Below are 19,070 nucleotides of genomic sequence, written 5' to 3' on the forward strand. Positions count from 1 at the left end.
GTTGGAGGAATGGAGCAGCTCAGCGGTCGAGCCAGATCGCGCGCGTGCGGATCACGCTGTTGAGCATCGGCGGCACGTCCCGGACCTTGGGGCTCGCCACCGCGTAATAGGTGACGCGGATCGGGATCAGCTGGAACGCCTCGTCCGACACGATCTGCGCGACCTCGCAGTACATGGCCTTGCGCTTGCCCTTGTCGGTCTCGGCGCGCGCCTTGGCGAGGATCGCGTCGACCTTCGCGGTGTCGTGGCGGCTCACGGGCGCGCCGTTCTCGCCGCCGAAGTAATAGGCCAGCGCCACGTCGGGCTCGCCCACGATGTCGCTGAAGCGCCAGACGTCCATCTGGTAGTCGCCGCTCAGGCCCACGCGCACGTTCTGGCTCTGCTCGACCAGCCGGATCTCGGCCTCCATGCCGGCCTCCTTCACGAACTGCTGCACCATGCCGGCCTGGCGCCGGCCCGCGGGCGTGTTGGTCGACACCAGCTGGAACTTGATCGGCTTGCCCACCGAGGCCACCAGCGCGCGCGCCTTGGCGAGGTCGTAGCCGCGCCAGTTCAGCTTCGGGCAGTGCCATTCCGAGTTCGAGCCCAGCAGGTCGGTGGTGGCGACCGTGGTGCCGAGGAAGAAGGTGTCGAGCATCGCCTTGCTGTTGAAGGCATGCACCACGGCCGCGCGCACGCGCTGGTCGTTGAAGGGCTCCTTCGAGGCATTGAAGTTCCACGAGATCGCGCCCGAGCCCTGGTACTCGTGCACCTTGAGCTGCGGGTCCTTCTTCGCGTCGAGCACGTGGTTCGCGGTGTCCATGCGGCCGATGTCGACCTGGCCCGACTTGATGCTCTGGTAGCGCGTGTTGCCGTCGGGCAGCACGCGGTAGACCAGCCGGTCGAGGTAGGGCAGCTTCGGGTCCCAGTAATCGGGGTTGCGCTCCATCACGATGCGGTCGCCGGCCTGCCATTCCTTGAACACGAAGGGCCCGGTGCCGACCGGCTTGCGATGGAAGCCCTCGGGATCGGCTTTGAGCGCGGCCGGCGAGCCGAAGAAGTTGACGAGGTTCTCCGACGCCAGCGCCGACTGCAGCGCCGACCACGGCTGCTTCAGCACGAAGCGCACCGTCAGGTCGTCGACCTTCTCCACCGTCTTGACTGGCGCGATGATCGACAGGTTGATGCCGCTCTCGGGTGCCATCAGCCAGGCGTAGTGCGCCACCACCGCGTCGGCGTCGAAGGGCGTGCCGTCGTGGAACCTGACCTTCGGGCGCAGCTTCACGGTCGCGCTCAGGCGGTCGGGCGCCTCGGCGAAGCTCAGGCCCAGCCGCGGCACGATCTGCTTGCCCTCGAACACGAACAGCGTCTCCATCACCGAGGAGGCCGGCGCGCTGGTGTTCTGGTTGAAGATCTTGGCCTTCGCGGCATTGAAGCCGCTGAACTCGGCCTCCATGCCGAGCGTGAGCGTGCCGCCCTTCTTCTGCGCGTGGGCGCAGGGGACGAGCAGGGCGGTGCCGAGCAGGCCGGCGGCGCACAGCGCGGCGATGCGGGAGACGGGAGCGGAGTGCTTCATGCGGTGATTTCCTCGGGTTCCAGGGGGGCGACAGCGGCGGGCGGCGGCACCGCCACCGAGAACGGAAAGTGGCACGCGACCTCCCGCCCGTCGGGCAGGCGCGCGAGCGGCGGCGCGGCGGCCGCGCAGGCGGCCTGCGCGCCCGGGCAGCGGGTGCGGAAGCGGCAGCCCGTGGGCAGCGCCATCGGCGAGGGCATCTCGCCGCGCAGCGCGATGCGCCGCGGCTGCAGGCCCGGATCGGCGCGCGGCACCGCGCTCAGCAACGCCGCGGTGTAGGGATGGGCCGGACGCTCGAGCACCTCCCGCGCGGGGCCGATCTCGCAGATCGCGCCGAGGAACATCACGGCCACGCGGTCGGCCACGTTGCGCACCACCGCGAGGTCGTGCGAGATGAACAGCATGCTCAGGCCGAGCCGGCCGCGCAGCGCATTGAGCAGGTTGAGCACCTGCGCGCGCACCGACACGTCGAGCGCCGACACCGGCTCGTCGCACACCAGCAGCACCGGCTCGAGGATCAGGGCGCGCGCGATCGAGATGCGCTGGCACTGGCCGCCCGAGAACTCGTGCGGATAGCGCCCGAGCACGCTCTCGCTGTCCAGGCCCACGATCTCGAGCGTCTCGCGGATGCGCCGGGCGCTCGCGACCGGATCGAACAGGCCGTTCACGCGCAGCGGGAATTCGAGGATCTCGCGCACCGTGCGCTGCGGGTTCAGCGAGGAGATCGGGTCCTGGAAGATCATCTGGAAGCGGCGGCGCAGCCGCTGCAGCGCGCGCGCATCGAGCCGCGCGAGCGGCTGGCCCTCGAGCGCGATCGCGCCGCCGGCCACCGGCGCGAGCTGCATCACGGCCTTGGCGACCGAGGACTTGCCGCAACCCGACTCGCCGACCAGCGCCAGCGTCTCGCCGTGCGCGATCTCGAAGCCCACGCGGTCGACGGCGCGCATGGCCTGCCGGCCGGCCAGCGGATAGACCACCTCGAGGTCCCGCACCGCGAGCACCGGTGCCGTCGATGGATCGATGCCGTTCATGCCGCGTGCTCCAGCGGACGCCAGCAGCGACAGGCCCGGTCGCCGCGCCCATCGACGGCTTCGAGCGCGGGCCGCAGCGCCTCGCAATGCGCGCTGCGCCGGTCGCAGCGCGGTGCATAGCGGCAGCCGCCGGCGAGCGAGTGCACGGCGGGCGGCCGGCCGCCGATGGTGTGCAGCGCGGCATGCGGCGGATCGTCGAGCCGCGGGATCGAGCGCAGCAGGTCGCGCGTGTAGGGCATGCGCGGCGCGTCGAAGAGCGCGGCGGTCGGTGCCTGCTCGACGACCTGGCCCGCGTACATCACGGCGATGTCGTCGGCATGGCCGGCCGCCACGCCGAGGTCGTGGGTGACGAGGATCATGGTCATGCGGTGCTCGCGCTGCAGCCGGCGCAGCAGGTCGAGGATCTCGGCCTGCACCGTCACGTCGAGCGCGGTGGTGGGTTCGTCGGCGATCAGCAGCTCGGGTTCGCAGGCGATCGCCATCGCGATCACCACGCGCTGGCGCATACCGCCCGAGAGCTCGTGCGGCAGCTGCCGCAGGCGGCGCTCGGGCGAGCCGATGCCGACTTGCGCGAGCAGCGCGACGGCGCGCGCCTCGGCCTCGTGGCGCGTGAGCCGCAGGTGCTGGCGCATGCCCTCGGCGAGTTGCACGCCGATCGGTCGCACCGGGTTCAGCGCCGTCATCGGGTCCTGGAACACCATCGCGATGCGCCGCCCGCGCACCGCCTGCATGCCGGCGCGGTCCAGCCGCAGCAGGTCGCGGCTGTCGAACAGGATCCGCGCTTCGGGCGAGGTCGTCGCGGCGGGACCGAGCAGCCGCAGGATCGAGCGCGAGAGCACCGACTTGCCCGAGCCCGATTCGCCGACGATCGCCAGGGTGCGCGAGCGCGCCACCGCGAGCGAGACGTCGTCGAGCGCGTGCAGCGTGCCGCGCGGGGTCTGGAACCGCACGCCGAGCCGGCTCACCTGGAGCAGGGTGTCGTTCATCGCAGACCTCCGCGCCCGCCGCCGCGGCGCTGCCGCAGGCTGTCGCCGAGCAGGTTCAGGCTCAGCACGGTGAGGAACATCGCGGCCGCGGGGATCAGGCTCGCATGCGGCACGCGCTCCAGCGATTCGCGGCCCTCGGCGATCATGCCGCCCCAGCTCGGCGTGGGCGGCGGCACGCCGACGCCGAGGAAGCTCAGCGAGCCCTCCGCGACGATCATCACCGACATGATGGTGAGCGCGTAGGTCAGGAGCGACATGCGCATGTTCGGCAGGATCTCGCGCAGCATGATCTGCAGGTCGCTCGCGCCCGCGGTGCGCGCGGCCAGCACGAACTCGCGGCCGATCAGCGGCAGCGCGTTGGCGCGCGCGATGCGCGCGAAGGCGGGGATCGACATCACGCCGAGCGCCAGCGTCACGTTCTGCACCGAGGGCCCGAGCACCACCGTGAGGCCGAGCGCGAACACCAGGCTCGGAAAGGCCAGCATGGCATCGAGCAGCGCGAGGATCGCGGTGCGCAGCGGCCCGCCGTACCAGGCCGCGAGCAGGCCCAGCGCCGAGCCGAACACCAGCCCGATCAGCGGCGCGACCAGGCTCACGGCGAGCGACACCCGCGCGCCATGCGCGAGCCGCGAGAGGATGTCGCGGCCATCGAGATCCGCCCCCAGCAGGTGGGCCGCGCTCGGGCCCTGCTCGGCGGCCGCGAAGTCCATGTCGGTGGGCGAGGGCAGCGGCAGCCAGTCGGCCGCGATGGCGCAGCCCAGCACCAGCAGCAGCCAGGCGCAGGGCAGGCCCAGGCGCAGCACGCCGCGCAGCCCGATGCGGCGCTTCGGCACGGCGACGGCGGCCTGCGCCGGCGCGGCGGGCAGCGATTCAGCGTGCATGGCGCTCTCCCACGCGAGGGTCGAGCAGCGCGTAGGCCGCGTCGACCGCCAGGTTCACGAGCACGAAGGCCACGCCGATGAACAGCACCACGCCCTGCAGGGTGACGAAGTCGCGCTTCGTGATGGCCTCGATCAGCAGCCGGCCCACGCCTGGCAGCGCGAACAGCGTCTCGATGATCACGGCGCCGCCGATCAGGTGGCCGACGTTGATGCCCATCACCGTGATCAGGCTGAAGGAGGAGGGCCGCAGCGCATGCCGCACCAGGATCTGCAGGTCCGGGAGCCCCTTGGCGCGCGCGACGGTGATGAACTCCTCGCGCAGCGTGCTGGCGATGTCGCTGCGCAGCAGCCGCAGGTAGATCGGCGCCTCGACCAGTGCCAACGTGAGCGCGGGCAGCGCCAGCGAGCGCAGGCTCGCGAGGGGATCGCTCGAGAAAGGCACGTAGCCGGTGGCCGGGAACCAGCGCAGCCAGATCGCGAACAGCAGGATCAGCAGCAGGCCCAGCACGAAATGCGGCACCGCGAGCACGCCGAAGGCGGCGCTCGAGATCGCGCGGTCGGCCGTGCCGCCCGCGCGGTAGCCGGCCCAGATGCCCAGCGGCAGCGCCAGCGCCAGCGCGATCAACTGCGCCAGAAGCATCAGCTGGATCGACACCGGCAGGCGGTGCGCGATCGCCTGCGACACCGCTTCGCCGCTCAGCGGCGAGGTGCCCAGGTCGCCCTGCAGCGCGTTGCCGAGCCAGCCGAGGAAGCGCAGGTGCATCGGCTGGTCGAGGCCGAGCTCGCGCTGCAGCCGCGCGATCTCCTCGGGGCGTGCGTTGTCGCTGAGCATGGCGTCGATCACGTTGCCCGGCAGCAGCTCGAGCATCAGGAAGGTCGCGACGCTCAGCAGCGCCACCACCAGCAGCACATGGCCGGCGCGGCGCGCGAGGGCCGGCACCGCACTCCCGGTGCCCGCGGCCTTGATGAATCGTTTCACCGCAGTGCGCGGCGAAGGGCATGGGGGCGCGTGGCCTGAGGGGCGCAAGGCTTGTCTCCTGAATCGTTTCATCGCTGGCGCCAAAAAAAAAGCGCGAGCGGTGTTTTCGTCGGCGGAATCCGGCGGTGAACGCCGGTCGTAAGAATTATAGGTATGGCTTTCTGGCGAGATCAATGGAGAATTTCCTCAGTGTTTTCCCTGCGAAATAATTGACGTCCATGGGGTGTGATCTGGAGAATTAGAAGTTGCAGTATGTTCTGAGCGAAAGCAGGACGGCTGCGCAGAACCGCCCATCCACCAACGAAAGAGGACGATGTCCAACCGGCACCTTGCCCACCTGCCATCGCACGTGGCGCCGTCGATCCCGATGCCCGCGACGCATCTCTACCGCAACCTCGAGATCTCGGCGCTGCGCTACCCGGACAAGGCTTGCGTGGTCTTCTACGACAACGCCGTGAGCTATGCGCGCTTCCAGCGCGAGACCGAGCGCATCGCGGCCTGGCTGCAGCAGGTCGGCGGCGTGGCGCGCGGCGACCGGGTGCTGCTCTACATGCAGAACAGCCCGCAGTTCATGCTGGCCTACTACGCCATCCTGCGCGCCGACGCGGTGGTGGTGCCGGTGAACCCGATGAACCTCGCGCAGGAGCTGCGGCACTGCGCGAGCGACAGCGGCGCGAAGGTCGCGTTCGCGTCGCAGGAATTGCTGGCGCGCATCCAGCCGCTGCTGGGCCACGAGCTGGCGCACCTGGTGGTGGCCAGCTACAGCGACTACCTGCATGAGCCCACCAGCCTGCCGGTGCCCGATTTCGTGGCCGAGCCGCGGCGTGCGCTGTCCGAGGCCGACATCGCCGCGGGCGCCGTCGCCTGGTCGGACGTGCTCGCGGCCGCGCGCGAGCCCGCGCCGCTGGCCGGCGGCCCCGACGACCTCTGCGTGATGCCCTACACCTCGGGCACCACCGGCCTGCCCAAGGGCTGCATGCACACGCACCGCAGCACCATGGTCAACACCGTCTCGGGCGGGCTCTGGTATTCGGGCAACCAGGGCTCGGTGACGCTGTCGGTGTTGCCGATGTTCCATGTCACGGGCATGCAGAGCGGGCTCAACGGCACCATCTACAACGGCGCCACCACGGTGCTGCTGCCGCGCTGGGACCGCGACGCGGCAGCCCGGTGCGTCCAGCGCTACGGCGTCACGAGCATGGCGCTGATCACCGCGATGGTGATCGACTTCATGGCCAACCCGCGGCTCGACGACTACGAGCTCGGCAGCCTGCGGCGCATCGGCGGCGGCGGCGCGGCGATGCCGCGCGCGGTGGCCGAGCAGATGAGCGAGCGGCTGGGCTTGAGCTATGGCGAGGGCTACGGCATGTCGGAGACCATGGCCGCCACGCACATGAACCCGCCGCAGGCGCCGAAGGCGCAGTGCCTGGGCATCCCGATCTTCGACGTCGACGCGCGCGTGGTCGATCCGCAGACGCTGGCCGAGCTGCCGCCCGGCGAGGTCGGCGAGATCGTGGTGCACGGGCCGCAGCTGATGCGCGGCTACTGGAACAACCCCGAGGCCACGCGCCAGGCCTTCGTCGAGATCGACGGCCAGCGCTTCCTGCGCACCGGCGACCTGGGCCGCACCGACGAGGAGGGCTACTTCTTCTTCACCGACCGGCTCAAGCGCATGATCAACGCGGCCGGCTTCAAGGTCTGGCCGGCCGAGGTCGAGGCGCTGCTGCACCAGCATCCGGCGGTGCAGGAGGCCTGCGTGATCGCGGTCAGCGACGCGCGGCGCGGCGAGACCGTGAAGGCGCTGCTGGTGCTGCGCCCGGCCTTCGTGGACAAGATCGGCGCGCAGGAGATCGTCGACTGGTCGCACGCCAACATGGCGGCCTACAAGATTCCGCGCATCGTGGAGTTCGTGGCCAGCCTGCCGAAGTCGGGCACGGGCAAGGTGCAGTGGCGCGAGCTGCAGGAGCGCGAGAACGCGCGCGCCGCGGCGGCCTGACGCGGCCGCCGGCGCGGCGCCGGGCTCAGTCCAGCGCCCGCGCCATCGCCCAGGCCTGCTCGGCCAGCGGCCGCGCGCGCCGGCCGGCCTCGAGCGCCTTCGCATTCGAGGCATTGCCCGCGAGCGCCCGCGCCATGATCCCCTGCAGGATCCCCACCAGCCGGAACATGTTGAACACGAGGTAGTAGTTCCAGTCGCGCGCGCTCACCGCGTCGGGCGCGCGGCCGCTGCGCTCGAGGTAGCGCCGCAGGTGCTCGGCCTCGGAGGGAATGCCCAGCGCGGCCAGGTCCGCGCCCGCGAGGCCGCGCGAGTGGCCGCCCATGCGCCAGCTCATGCAGTGGTAGGCGAAGTCCGCCAGCGGATGGCCCAGCGTCGACAGCTCCCAGTCGAGCACCGCGAGGATGCGCGGTTCGTCCGGATGGAAGATCACGTTGTCGATGCGGTAGTCGCCATGGACGATGCGCGTTTCGTCGCCCGCCGGAATGTGCCGCGGCAGCCACTCGATCAGCCGGTCGGCCGCCTCGATGGTCTCGGTCTCGGCGGCGCGGTACTGGCGCGTCCAGCGCGCCACCTGCCGCTCGATGTAGTGGCCGGGCTTGCCATGGTCGGCCAGGCCCACGGCCAGCGGGTCGACGCGGTGCAGCTCGGCGATCACGCGGTTGAGCTCGTCGTAGTGCGCCGCGCGCGCGGCCGGGTCCATGCCGGGCAGCGCCGGGTCCCAGAGGATGCGGCCCTCGACGCAGTCCATCAGGTAGAAGTCGGTGCCGATCACCGACGGGTCCTGGCACAGCGCGAGAGGCCGCGCCACCGGCACCGGCGTGGCGGCCAGCGCGCAGATCGCGCGGTACTCGCGGTCCACCGCGTGGGCCGAGGGCAGGAGCACGCCCGGCGGCTTGCGCCGCATCACGTAGCGGCGTCCGCCCGCGCTCAGGCGGAAGGTCGGGTTCGACTGGCCGCCCTTGAACTGCTCGACCGCCAGCTCGCCCTCGAAGCCTTCCACGTGCGCGCGCATGAAGGCCGCGAGCGCGGCCACGTCGAAGGCATGCTGCGGCGCGACCTCGCGCGTGCCGGTGAAGCTGTCGGTGTCCTGCGATGCGCTCATCGTCGCGCTCCCGCTCAGTAGCCGCGCAGCCGCGCCAGGCGGTCGGCGTGGAAGTCCGCGTCGCCCCACAGCTCCTGCAGCACGCGCGCGCGCTTCATGTAGAGGCCGGCGTCGAACTCGTCGGTCATGCCCATGCCGCCATGCATCTGCACGGCCTCCTGCACCGCGAGCGTGGCGGTGCTGCCCGCGCGCGACTTGGCGATGGAGGCGGCGGCCGCGGCCTCGGCCCCACCGGCGGCCAGCGTCTGCTGGGCATGGACCAGCGCGGCGCGCGTGATCGCGAGTTCGGTGCACAGCAGGGCGGCACGGTGCTGCAGCGCCTGGAATTCGCCGATGGCGCGGCCGAACTGCCGGCGTTCCTTGAGGTAGGCCAGCGTGCGCTCGAAGGCGGCCTCGGCCAGCCCGAGCAGCTCGGCCGCGGCCGCGACGCGGCCCGCGTCGAGCGCGGCCTCGATCGCGGCCGCCGCGCCATGCGCCTCGCCCAGCAGCGCGGCCGCCGGCAGCGCGACGCCGTCGAGGACCAGCCGCGCCGTCGGCCGCGCATCGACCATCGCCACGCGCTCGACCGCGAGGCCGGCGGCATCGGCCGGTACCAGGAACAGGCTGGGGCCCGGCGCTTGCGGCGCGCGCGCCGACACCACGAAGGCATCGGCCGCATGGCCGTCGACCACGAAGCACTTGGCGCCGTCGAGACGCCAGCCCTCGGCCGCGGGCTGCGCGCGCAGTTCGATGCACGCGGGGTCGTGCTTGCTGCGCTCGTCGAAGGCCGGCGCCACGATGCGTTCGCCCGAAGCGATGGCCGCGAGCCATTCGGCCTGCTGCGCCGGGCTGCCCGCGCGCATCAGTGCGGTGGCCGCGACCACGCCCGAGGCGAGGAAGGGCGAGGCCGTGAGCTGGCGGCCGATCTCCTCCATCACCACGCCGGCCTCGACCGCGCCGAGGCCCAGGCCGCCGTGCGCCTCGGGCACCAGCACGCCCGTGTAGCCCATGCCGGCGAAGCGCGCCCAGAGCTCGCGGCAGAAGCCGTCGTGGTCGTTCGCGTCGCGCAGCCGGCGCAACTGCGCGACGGGGCCGTTCTCGGCGATGAAGCCGCGCGCGCTGTCGCGCAGCAGGGTCTGTTCTTCGGTCAGGACGAGCGGCATCGCCGGGGTTCCTCGCGGTGTCGGTGAAGGAAGAGAGGGGTCAGGCGTCGGGCAGCGCGAGCAGGCGCTTGGCGATCACGTTGAGCTGCACCTCGCTGGTGCCGCCCTCGATCGAGTTGCCCTTGGTGCGCAACCAGGCCCGCGCGTGCGCGCCATGCTGCGAGCGTTCGCTGTCCCACTCGAGCGCATCGCTGCCGCCGGCGGCCATCAGCAGTTCGAAGCGCCGCTTGTTGAGCTCGGCGCCGTAGAACTTCAGCACCGACGAGAAGGCCGGATGCACGCCGTGCTCGCCGCCGCCTTCGGCGTTGCGAGCCAGGCCGCCGGTGCGCGCCATCGCGAGCCGGAACGCGGCCTCGTCGACCTCGAAGGCCGCGATGCGCGCGCGCAGCAGCGGGTCGGCGAGGCGGCCACCTTCGTCGAGCCCGAGCCACTGCGCCGCCAGCTCGCCCATCGGCCGCGGCGCCGCGCGGTCGCCGATGGCGCCGATCATTTCGCGCTCGTGCGTCAGCAGGTACTTGGCCACGGTCCAGCCGGCGTTGAGCTCGCCGACCACGTTGTGCTTCTCGACCCGCACGTCGTCGAAGAAGGTCTCGCAGAACGGCGACTTGCCCGAGATCAGCCGGATCGGCCGCGTGCTCACGCCCGGCGTCGCCATGTCGAACAGCACGAAGCTGATGCCGGTGTGCTTCTTCGCGCCGGGGTCGGTGCGCACCAGGCAGAAGATCCAGTCGGCCTGGTCGGCATAGCTGGTCCAGATCTTCTGGCCGTTGACGACGAAGTGGTCGCCGCGGTCCTCGGCGCGCGTCTGCAGCGAGGCCAGGTCGGAGCCGGCATTGGGTTCGGAGTAGCCCTGGCACCAGCGGATCTCGCCGCGCGCGATGCGCGGCAGGTGCTCGCGCTTCTGCGCTTCGGTGCCGAACTTCAGCAGCGCCGGGCCGAGCATCCAGATGCCGAAGCTCTGCAGCGGCACGCGGCAGCCGAGCGAACGCATCTCCTCGGCCAGCACGCGTGCCTGCGCGGCATCGAGGCCGCCGCCGCCGTAGTCGCGCGGCCAGGCCGGCACGGTCCAGCCGCGCTCGGCCATGCGCGCGAGCCACAGGCGCTGCGCCTCGGACCGGAAGCGGAAATGGCGTCCGCCCCAGCAGACCTCGTCCTCGCTGCGCGCGGGCGTGCGCATCTCGGGCGGGCAATGGGCTTCGAGCCAGGCGCGGGTTTCGGCGCGGAAGTCGTCGAGCGAGGACATGGCCCGCTTCCTCAGCAGGTCACGCCGCCGTCGATGACCAGGCTCTGCCCGGTCATGAAGGCGCCGGCGCGCGAGGCCAGGAACACGGCCGCGCCCGCGATCTCGTCGGGGTCGCCGATGCGCCGCAGCGGCGTGCTCTCGGTGCGGCGGCGCAGGTTCTCGGGATCTTCCCAGAGCGCGCGCGCGAAGTCGGTCCTGATCAGGCCCGGCGCGATGCAGTTCACGCGCACGTTGTGCGGCCCGTACTCCACCGCGAGGTTGCGCGCGAGCTGGAAGTCGGCCGCCTTCGAGACGTTGTAGGCGCCGATCACGGGCGAGCCGCGCAGGCCGCCGATCGACGAGACGATGATGATCGAGCCTTCCCTGCGCTCGATCATCTGCGGCGCCGCGAAGTTGATCAGCCAGTGGTTGGCGATCACGTTGTTCTCGAGGATCTTGCGGAACTGGTCGTCCTCGATGCCGGCCAGCGGGCCGTAGTAGGGGTTCGAGGCGGCGTTGCACACCACGATGTCGACGCGCCCGAGCTGGCGCGTGGTCTCCTCGACCAGGTGGCGCAGCTCCTCCTTCGACGAGATGTTGGCCGGGATCGAGATCGCCGCGCCCGCGCCGTGCGCGGCGTTGATGGCGTCGCGCACCTCGGCGCAGGGCTCGGGCTTGCGCGACGAGATCACGACCTTCGCGCCGTGCTCGGCCAGGCGCTCGGCGATGGCGCGGCCGATGCCGCGCGAGGAACCCGTGACGATGGCCACCTTGCCGGCCAGCGAGAACAAGGACATGGTTTGGTGTCTCCTCGAAATGGTCAGTTCGCGTAGCGCCCGTACTCCATGCGGGCGATGGAGCGGTTGTGCACCTCGTCGGGGCCGTCGGCCAGCCGCATGGTGCGCATGCTGGCGTACTGCTTGGCCAGGCCGAAGTCGGTGGTGACGCCGGCCGCGCCATGGGCCTGGATCGCCATGTCGATGATGCGCAGCGCGGTGCGCGGCGCCGCCACCTTGATCATCGCGATCTCCAGCCGCGCCACCTTGTTGCCCACGCGGTCCATCAGGTCGGCCGTCTTGAGGCACAAGAGGCGCGTCATCTCGATGTCGATGCGGGCCTCGGCCACGCGCTGCTCCCACACCGACTGGTCGGCGATGCGCTTGCCGAAGGCGGTGCGCGACTGCAGCCGGCGCACCATCTTCTCGAGCGCCACCTCGGCGCCGCCGATCGAGCGCATGCAGTGGTGGATGCGCCCCGGGCCGAGCCGGCCCTGCGCGATCTCGAAGCCGCGGCCCTCGCCGAGCAGCAGGTTCGCCGCCGGCACGCGCACGTCGCGGAACACCACCTCGGCATGGCCGTGCGGCGCGTCGTCGAAGCCGAACACCGGCAGCATGCGCACGATCTCGATGCCGGGCGTGTCCAGCGGCACCAGGATCTGCGACTGCTGCGAATGGCGCGGCGCCTCGAGGTCGGTCTTGCCCATCACGATGGCGATCTCGCAGCGCGGATCGCCCACGCCCGAGGACCACCACTTGCGGCCGTTGATCACGTAGTGGTCGCCGTCGCGGCGGATCGAGGTCTCGATGTTGGTGGCGTCGGAGGAGGCCACGTCGGGCTCGGTCATCAGGAAGGCCGAGCGGATCCGGCCCTCGAGCAGCGGCTGCAGCCAGCGCTTCTTGTGTTCCTCCGTGCCGTAGCGGATCAGCACCTCCATGTTGCCGGTGTCGGGCGCCGAGCAGTTGAAGACCTCGGACGCGAAGCCGACCTTGCCCATCTCCTCGGCGCAGACGGCGTACTCCAGATTGGTGAGGCCGGCGCCCTTGTAGGGGCTGTCCCGCGGCACCGAATCGAGCGGCAGGAACAGGTTCCACAGTCCGGCCTCGCGCGCCTTGGCCTTGAGCTCCTCCACGATCGGCACGACCTGCCAGCGGTTCTCGCCGAAGCCCTGCATCTGCGCCATGTAGGTGGGCACGGCGGGATAGACGTGCGCCTTCATGAACGCGATCACGCGATCGCGCCAGTGCACTTGCTTGTCGGACAGGGTGAAGTCCACGACGGTCTCCTCTTTTTTCGTTCGTCGGATCCGGCGGATGCCGGGCCAGGCGACGATAGCAGGGGAGTCGCTTCCATACAAACCGGTAATTCTAAAATTGTGGAACATAGGTGACTCGTATGGCTGGTTCTGTTTGAATTCCGCATACTTATTATTCGATTCATGCGCGCCCGTCCTCGCGAGACTGGGGCGTGCCCGGGCGGAGCCCGGCATAATCGCGGCCCACCGCCCCACCCGCCGCCGAAGAAGCCTGCCCCCATGACCGCCGTCACCGCCCGCGAGCCGCAGACCGCGCGTTTCCAGGAAAAGCGCGATGCCATCCTTAACGCGGCCGCGGCGCAGTTCAATGCGCAGGGCGTCAAGGGCGCGACCCTGGCCGGCATCGCGGCCAGCGTGGGCCTGGTGACCAACAGCGTCACCTACTACTACCGCAAGAAGGAAGACCTGGCCGCGGCCTGCTTCCTGCGCGCCATCGCGCTGTTCGACGGCATCGCCGAGGCCGCGGCGCGCGAGGCCACGGTGGCGGCGCGGGTGCGTGCCTTCCTGGCGGGCCATGCCGCGCTGCTGGCGGCGGTGGCGCTCGGCGAGCATCCGCCGGTGGTGGCTTTCAGCGACGTGCGCGCGCTGCCGAGCCCGCAGCTCGAGACCGTGCACACCGCCTACACCGGCATGTTCCGCCGCGTGCGCGGCCTGTTCAAGGACGACACCACGGCGCACTGGCCGCGCGAGATGCGCAATGCGCGCACCCACCTGCTGCTGTCGCTGGTGCACTGGCTGCCGGCCTGGTTCGGCCGCTACGAGGAGGCGCAGTACCCGCGCATGGTGGAGCGCGTGGCCGACATCGCGCTGCACGGGCTGGGTGCACCGGCGGCGCGATGGGAGGAGGCGGCGGCGCTGTCCGAGGAGACCGTGCTGCACGCGCCGACCGACAACGCCGCGATGGATGCCTTCCTGCGCGCGGCCACCGCGCTGCTCAACGAGCAGGGCTACCGCGGCGCCTCGGTCGACAAGATCTCGGCGCGGCTCAACGTCACCAAGGGTTCGTTCTATCACCACAACGACAACAAGCTGGACCTGATCTCGGCCTGCTTCGAGCGCACCTTCCAGGTCATCCGCCGGGCCTTCGATCTCGCGGAGGCGTCCGGCGACAGCGGCTGGCAGCGCGCGGGCCTGGCGGCGCGCATGCTGGTGCGCTTCCAGCTCTCGGCCGAGGGGCCGCTGCTGCGCCTGTCGTCGACCAGCGCGCTGCCCGAGGCGGCCGACCGCGCGCGCGTGCACAAGACGCTGCAGCAGCGCATCGAGCGCATGGCGGCGATGCTGGTCGACGGCCTGGTCGACGGATCGGTGCGGCCGCTCGACGCCGCGATCGCGGCGCAGTTGGTGGTGGGTCTGATCAACGGCGCGGCCGAGCTGCACCGCTGGGTGCCCGACGCGAGCGAGGCCTCGGTGGTCGAGCTCTACGTGCGGCCGATCTTCATGGGGCTGCTCAGCGAGGCCTCCGCCACCGCCTGACGGCGCTCACATGCGCGCGCGGTGCGCCTCGTAGCCGGGCTCGAGTTCCACGTCCATCGACTGCAGGAAGCGGCTCACGCAGACATAGAAGCTCGCGGTCAGCACCAGTTCGACCACGGCCGCGTCGTCGAAGCCGAGGGTCTTGAGCTGCGCCACGGTGTCCGCCGAGGCCGAGGGGCCGCGCGTGACCTCCTCGGCCAGCTGCAGCACCGCGCGTTCGTCGGCATCGAAGAGATCGCTGTCGCGCCAGTGCGCGAGCGCGTCGATCCGCGCCTCGCTCACGCCGGCTTCGGTGGCCATCGGCAGGTGATGGGCCCATTCGTAGGCGGTGCCCGAGAGCTGCGCGCCGCGCAGGATCATCAGCTCGCGCAGCGGCCGCGGCGTCTTCGCGTTCAGGCGCAGCGGCCATGCGAAGTCGAGCCAGCCGCGGAACAGCTCGGGCGCGGTGCCCAGCACGCGGTAGAGATGGGGCAGGTGGAAGTCCGGCCCGCGCGCCGCGCGCACGCGCTCGAACAGCGCGGCGGCGCCGGGGTCTTCGGGATGCTCGGGCAGCAGGGGAACGCGGGGCATGGGCGGGGTCCTCGGTCGGTGGATGTCAGGCGGCGCGGGTGTCGGGCCGCAGGCCGGGCGAGGGCGCGTTGCCGGCCGTGGTGCCGGCGTCGACCGGCAGGATCACGCCCGTGACCCAGCGTGCCTCGTCGCTCGCGAGGTAGGCCACGGCCTGGCCCACGTCCCAGCCCGAGCCCTCGGTCTGCAGCAGCGAGCGCTTGCGGCGCTGCTCGCGCACCTCGGGCGTCATGCGGCCCGCGACCATCGGCGTGTAGACCATGCCGGGCGCCACGCAGTTGACGCGGATGCCCTCGACGCCGTGGTGCGCGGCCATGGCGCGGGTCATGTTGACCACCGCGCCCTTCGAGGTCGGATAGAGCAGGGCCGGCGTGCCGCCGATCAGGCCCGCGACCGAGGCGATGTTGACGATGGCGCCGCGGTTCAGCTTGCGCATCTCGGGGATCGCGTACTTCGCCATCAGCATCATCGAGGTGACGTTGACGCGCAGCGCATGGTCCCAGGCCTCGAGGTCGAGGTCGACCGCGTTGCCGGCCGGCCCGCCGATGCCGACGTTGTTGACCAGGATGTCGACCCGGCCCCAGGCCTCGACCGCATGGGCCACGGCCTGGCGGCATTGCGCGGCGTCCGAGACGTCGCAGCCCAGGGCGAGCGCGCTGCCGCCCTCGGCCGCGATCATGCGTTCGGTCTCGCGCGCGCACTCGGGCTGCGCATCGAGCAGCAGCACGCGCGCGCCGCGGCGCGCGAGCAGGATGGCGGCGGCGCGGCCGTTGCCGATCTCGGCGCTGCGCGAGCCGGCGCCGGTGACGATCGCGACGCGGCCTTCGAGGCTGCTGCTGGCGGCCTCGGCATGGGGTGTGGGGGCGGTGGAGGTGTTCACGTTGCGGGCACGAGGCCGGGGACGATGGAGGGAGTGGTCCGCAGCTTAAGTCGCGAGGCCCGTGCCGAAGAACGGTGTTTCTCCCAGGGTGAATCGTTTCATTGAAAGGTGTAGGGGCGGCGCGTCGAACTGCGTGGAGGGCGGGTCAGGCCGCGCGCTTGCGCGGCTTCGGGGCCGTCGGCGCCGGCACCGGCCCGCACGAGCCGCGCAGCACGAACTGCGTGGGCGCGAGCACGCGGCGCGGCGGCGCGTCGGGCGCCTCGCGCATGCGCTCGAGCAGCATCTTCACGCCGTCCTCGGCCGCGCGGTCGAGGTTCACCGTCACGCTGCTGATCGGCGGGCGGTGGCTGCGCGCGAAGTCGGGGTCGCCCATGGTGACCAGAGAGATGTCCTGCGGAATGCGCAGGCCCTGCGCGGCGATGGCGTTGAGCACGTCGGCCAGCACGCTGGTGCCGAGGGTGACGAGCGCGGTCGGGCGCGGCGTGCCCTCGAGCAGCTGCGTGACCGCGTCGAAGGCGGGGCTGGTGGAGGTCGGCAGCCGCACGATGTGCCCCGGTTGCGCGGCCAGGCCGCTGGCCTCGAGGCCGGCCGTGAAACCCTCGATGCGGCGGCGCATCGGCCGGTTCTGCATGTCGGCCACCACCAGGCCCATCTCGCGATGGCCCAGGCCCGCGAGGTGCATCACGGCCTCCTTCATGCCGCGCGGATGGTCGAATAGCAGCTGGTCCTGCGCCACGTCCATGTCGCGGTCGAGGATCACGGCCGGGATGCCGAGCTTCTCGACCGCCTCGAGCACCGCCGGGTCGCGCTCGTTGCCCGGCGCGATGATCACGCCGTCCATGCGGCGGCTCTGGAACATCGAGAGGATCTCGAGCTCCCATTGCGGATCGTTGAGGCTGTTGGCCAGCAGCACCATGTAGCCGGCCTTGCGCAGCTTGGCCTCGAAGGTGCGGTAGAGCTTGGCGTAGAGCGGGTTGGCGACGTCGGTGAACATGCAGCCCACCGTGTGCGAGCTGCGCGAGCGCAGCGTCTGCGCCGCATGGTTGAGCCGCCAGTCGAGCTCGCGCATCGCGCGCTCCACGCGCTCGCGCAGCGCGGGGCTCACGTTTTCGACCTTGTTGATCACGCGCGAGACGCTGCCCAGCGACACGCCCGCGAGGGTGGCCACGTCCTTGATGCTTGCCTTGCCGGCCTTGGGGTTCATGCGCAGTGCGGTGCTCGTGCCCGAAAGCGCGAGATTCTAGGGGCCGGCTCAGCGCGCCGCGGGCGCCACCATGCGCTGCAGGAAGGGTTGGCGCGCGAACACCGCGTCGCGCGGACCGGCGTCGACCACGCGGCCGGCCTCCATCAGCACCACCGCGTCGAAGCGCTCGAGCAGGCTCAGCCGGTGCACCGAGGCCACCACGCAGGCGCGCGGGAAGGCCTGCGCGATGCGCTCGAGCACGCGTGCCTCGGTGGCGGCGTCGAGCGCGCTGGTGGGTTCGTCGAGCAGCAGCAGCGAGCTGCCCTGGGCCGCGAGCACGCCGCGCGCCAGGCACAGCCGCTGGCGCTGGCCGCCCGAGAGGTTGAAGCCACGCTCCGACACCGCCGTGTCGAGGTCGCCGTGGGTGGCGGCCAGCACCTCGTCGAAAGTGCTCGCATGCAGCGCGGCGCGCAGCGCGTCGTCGTCGAAGGGCAGGCCGAAGGCGAGGTTCTCGCGTACGCTGGCCTCGAACAGCTCGGTCTCCTGCGGGATCAGCGTGGCGAGGCGGCGCAACTGCGTCCAGTCGGCGGGCTGGCCGTCGAGCGCGAGCGTGCCGCCCTGCGGCGCATAGAGGCCCGCGAGCACGCGCAGCAAGGTGCTCTTGCCGCCGCCGCTCGGGCCGACCAGCGCCACGCGTTCGCCGCGCCGCAAGGCGAGCGACACCGCGTGCAGGCCGCCGCGCGGGCGTTCCTCGCCGGGGACGGTCGGGGCGGGCGCGTTGCCGCGCGGCGCGTAGTTCCAGTCCAGCGCATCGATGGCCAGCGTCTGCCAGACGGCCTCGGCATCGATGCGTTCGGCCGCGGGCACCTGCTCGGGCGGCGTGGCCAGCGAGTCGCCCTTCGGCGCCTCCCAGATCGGCGCCGCGCTGCCGTAGTCGGTGTGCATGCGCGCGAAGAAGCTGAAGTTGGCCGCCACCGAGGTGACCACGCCCGCGGCCTGCTGCGCGTACTGGTAGATCATGAACACGCCGCCCAGCATCACCGCCTGGCCCGGCGCGCGCGACTGCCAGACGTAGATCACCACCAGCCCCCAGGTCAGCGCCAGGCCCATCAGGTCGACCGCGAACCACTTGCCCTCGTTGAGCACCACGGTGCGCTTCAGCGGCTCGGACACCGCGCGCATGCGCCGGCGCAACAGCAGCCGCGAGGCGCCCTGCAACCGCAGGCCGATCACGGTCGAGGCATTGCCGAGGAAGTCGAGCAGCGCCGCCACGTAGCGGCGGTCGGCGTCGTTCTCGGTGCGCGCCAGCCGCATCAGCGCGCGGTCGATGCGCAGGATCACGACCGCGATCAGCACGTAGCCCGCGAGCGCGGTGGCGCCGCTGATGCGCGACAGCAGCGCCAGCGCCACCAGCGGCCCGACGAAGTTGACGACGTTGGTGAGCCAGATGAACTGGTTCTGCGCGAAGTCCGACAGCGCGCGGCTGGCCTGGTGCACCCGGTGCTGCAGCTCGCCCGAGTGGTGGCCGTCGTGCCAGGCCAGCGGCGCGGCGGCGATGCGCGCATAGAGCTGGTCGGCCAGGGTCTCGCGCACCTTCACGCCCACGTTGCGCTCGAGGATGCGGCCCGGCCCGTGCAGCGCCCAGGCGCCCACGTAGACGCCGGCCAGCGTGGCGATCCAGCGGCCGGCGCCACCGAAGTCGCCGCGCTGCAGCGCATTGATGGCCTGGCCCGCGAGATAGGGCAGGGTGAGGCGGATCAGCTGCGAGCTGGCCAGCAGCGCGGTGGCGCCCAGCAGCTGGGCGCGCGCGCCGGCGGCGAAATGCCACAGGGCTGCATAGAGTTCGCGGATGGCGCTGCCGGGCCGGGTGCTCGTGGATTGCATGGGGGCAGTGTGCCCAAGGCGGGCCGCCGTCCGGCGTAGGAGCGCGGCACGCACGCGTCGCTGATCCGCAACGAGGCGATGCAAAAGTAACTTTATGTAT

At 71.5% G+C, this 19,070-nt stretch carries 16 protein-coding genes; 2 read left to right on the top strand and 14 right to left on the bottom strand.

All coding sequences use genetic code 11. The features are described from left to right. Positions 1-19: 19 nt before the first annotated feature. Genes ACODT0_RS29985 through ACODT0_RS30005 form a run of 5 tightly spaced genes read right to left on the bottom strand, consistent with a single transcriptional unit; the run spans position 20 to position 5,429 of the window. A complete protein-coding gene (locus ACODT0_RS29985) occupies positions 20-1,555 on the bottom strand; it encodes an ABC transporter substrate-binding protein (RefSeq protein ID WP_296725255.1) in 1,536 nt (511 codons plus the stop codon). Beyond that, entirely contained in the window at positions 1,552-2,583 is a 1,032-nt protein-coding gene (locus ACODT0_RS29990; RefSeq protein WP_489042952.1) for an oligopeptide/dipeptide ABC transporter ATP-binding protein, read from the bottom strand. The genes ACODT0_RS29985 and ACODT0_RS29990 overlap by 4 nt, the downstream gene beginning before the upstream one ends. After that, on the bottom strand, positions 2,580-3,569 hold the full coding sequence (locus ACODT0_RS29995; protein ID WP_489042953.1) for an ABC transporter ATP-binding protein: 990 nt from the start codon (positions 3,567-3,569) through the stop codon (positions 2,580-2,582). The genes ACODT0_RS29990 and ACODT0_RS29995 overlap by 4 nt, the downstream gene beginning before the upstream one ends. After that, positions 3,566-4,450 carry an ABC transporter permease gene (locus ACODT0_RS30000; RefSeq protein ID WP_422096746.1) on the bottom strand — a complete coding sequence of 295 codons (885 nt, stop codon included), beginning with the start codon at positions 4,448-4,450 and terminating at the stop codon, positions 3,566-3,568. Before ACODT0_RS30000 ends, ACODT0_RS29995 begins: the two co-directional genes overlap by 4 nt. Next, a complete protein-coding gene (locus tag ACODT0_RS30005) occupies positions 4,440-5,429 on the bottom strand; it encodes an ABC transporter permease (RefSeq protein ID WP_489042954.1) in 990 nt (329 codons plus the stop codon). Before ACODT0_RS30005 ends, ACODT0_RS30000 begins: the two co-directional genes overlap by 11 nt. Positions 5,430-5,742: 313 nt before the next feature. Here ACODT0_RS30005 and ACODT0_RS30010 point away from each other — a divergent pair, with 313 nt between their 5' ends. Next, the gene (locus ACODT0_RS30010) at positions 5,743-7,425 is read left to right on the top strand and encodes a long-chain fatty acid--CoA ligase (protein ID WP_261212776.1); all 1,683 of its coding nucleotides are present in this window, start codon (positions 5,743-5,745) and stop codon (positions 7,423-7,425) included. Positions 7,426-7,450: 25 nt separating this feature from the next. Here the strand turns inward: ACODT0_RS30010 and ACODT0_RS30015 are convergent, their stop codons facing one another. Genes ACODT0_RS30015 through ACODT0_RS30035 form a run of 5 tightly spaced genes read right to left on the bottom strand, consistent with a single transcriptional unit; the run spans position 7,451 to position 12,944 of the window. Then, positions 7,451-8,527 carry a phosphotransferase gene (locus ACODT0_RS30015; protein ID WP_489042955.1) on the bottom strand — a complete coding sequence of 359 codons (1,077 nt, stop codon included), beginning with the start codon at positions 8,525-8,527 and terminating at the stop codon, positions 7,451-7,453. A 14-nt stretch (positions 8,528-8,541) separates the two neighbouring features. Next, positions 8,542-9,669 (bottom strand): acyl-CoA dehydrogenase family protein, encoded by a 1,128-nt coding sequence (locus ACODT0_RS30020; protein WP_479670045.1) that lies wholly within the window; start codon positions 9,667-9,669, stop codon positions 8,542-8,544. 40 nt (positions 9,670-9,709) lie between these two features. Continuing rightward, positions 9,710-10,912, bottom strand: coding sequence for an acyl-CoA dehydrogenase family protein (locus ACODT0_RS30025; RefSeq protein WP_489042956.1), 1,203 nt, complete (start codon positions 10,910-10,912; stop codon positions 9,710-9,712). A gap of 11 nt (positions 10,913-10,923) precedes the next feature. Beyond that, positions 10,924-11,688, bottom strand: coding sequence for an SDR family NAD(P)-dependent oxidoreductase (locus ACODT0_RS30030; protein WP_057596516.1), 765 nt, complete (start codon positions 11,686-11,688; stop codon positions 10,924-10,926). A 23-nt stretch (positions 11,689-11,711) separates the two neighbouring features. After that, positions 11,712-12,944, bottom strand: a complete 1,233-nt coding sequence (locus ACODT0_RS30035; protein WP_489042957.1) for an acyl-CoA dehydrogenase family protein — start codon at positions 12,942-12,944, stop codon at positions 11,712-11,714. A 258-nt stretch (positions 12,945-13,202) separates the two neighbouring features. Here ACODT0_RS30035 and ACODT0_RS30040 point away from each other — a divergent pair, with 258 nt between their 5' ends. Next, entirely contained in the window at positions 13,203-14,456 is a 1,254-nt protein-coding gene (locus ACODT0_RS30040; protein WP_261212766.1) for a TetR/AcrR family transcriptional regulator, read from the top strand. Positions 14,457-14,462: 6 nt separating this feature from the next. Here ACODT0_RS30040 and ACODT0_RS30045 read toward each other — a convergent pair whose 3' ends face one another. The 4 genes from ACODT0_RS30045 to ACODT0_RS30060 all read right to left on the bottom strand — a co-directional run bounded on the left by ACODT0_RS30045 (position 14,463) and on the right by ACODT0_RS30060 (position 18,970). Beyond that, positions 14,463-15,026, bottom strand: a complete 564-nt coding sequence (locus ACODT0_RS30045; protein ID WP_479670043.1) for a carboxymuconolactone decarboxylase family protein — start codon at positions 15,024-15,026, stop codon at positions 14,463-14,465. Between the two features lie 25 nt (positions 15,027-15,051). Further along, complete coding sequence (locus ACODT0_RS30050) at positions 15,052-15,903, bottom strand: SDR family NAD(P)-dependent oxidoreductase (protein WP_261212764.1); 852 nt, start codon at positions 15,901-15,903, stop codon at positions 15,052-15,054. Positions 15,904-16,048: 145 nt separating this feature from the next. Continuing rightward, positions 16,049-17,107 (bottom strand): LacI family DNA-binding transcriptional regulator, encoded by a 1,059-nt coding sequence (locus tag ACODT0_RS30055; RefSeq protein ID WP_057596511.1) that lies wholly within the window; start codon positions 17,105-17,107, stop codon positions 16,049-16,051. A 48-nt stretch (positions 17,108-17,155) separates the two neighbouring features. Further along, complete coding sequence (locus tag ACODT0_RS30060; protein WP_261212761.1) at positions 17,156-18,970, bottom strand: ABC transporter ATP-binding protein; 1,815 nt, start codon at positions 18,968-18,970, stop codon at positions 17,156-17,158. Positions 18,971-19,070: the final 100 nt, after the last annotated feature.

The sequence above is a fragment of the Variovorax sp. FG153 genome (assembly GCF_057809595.1).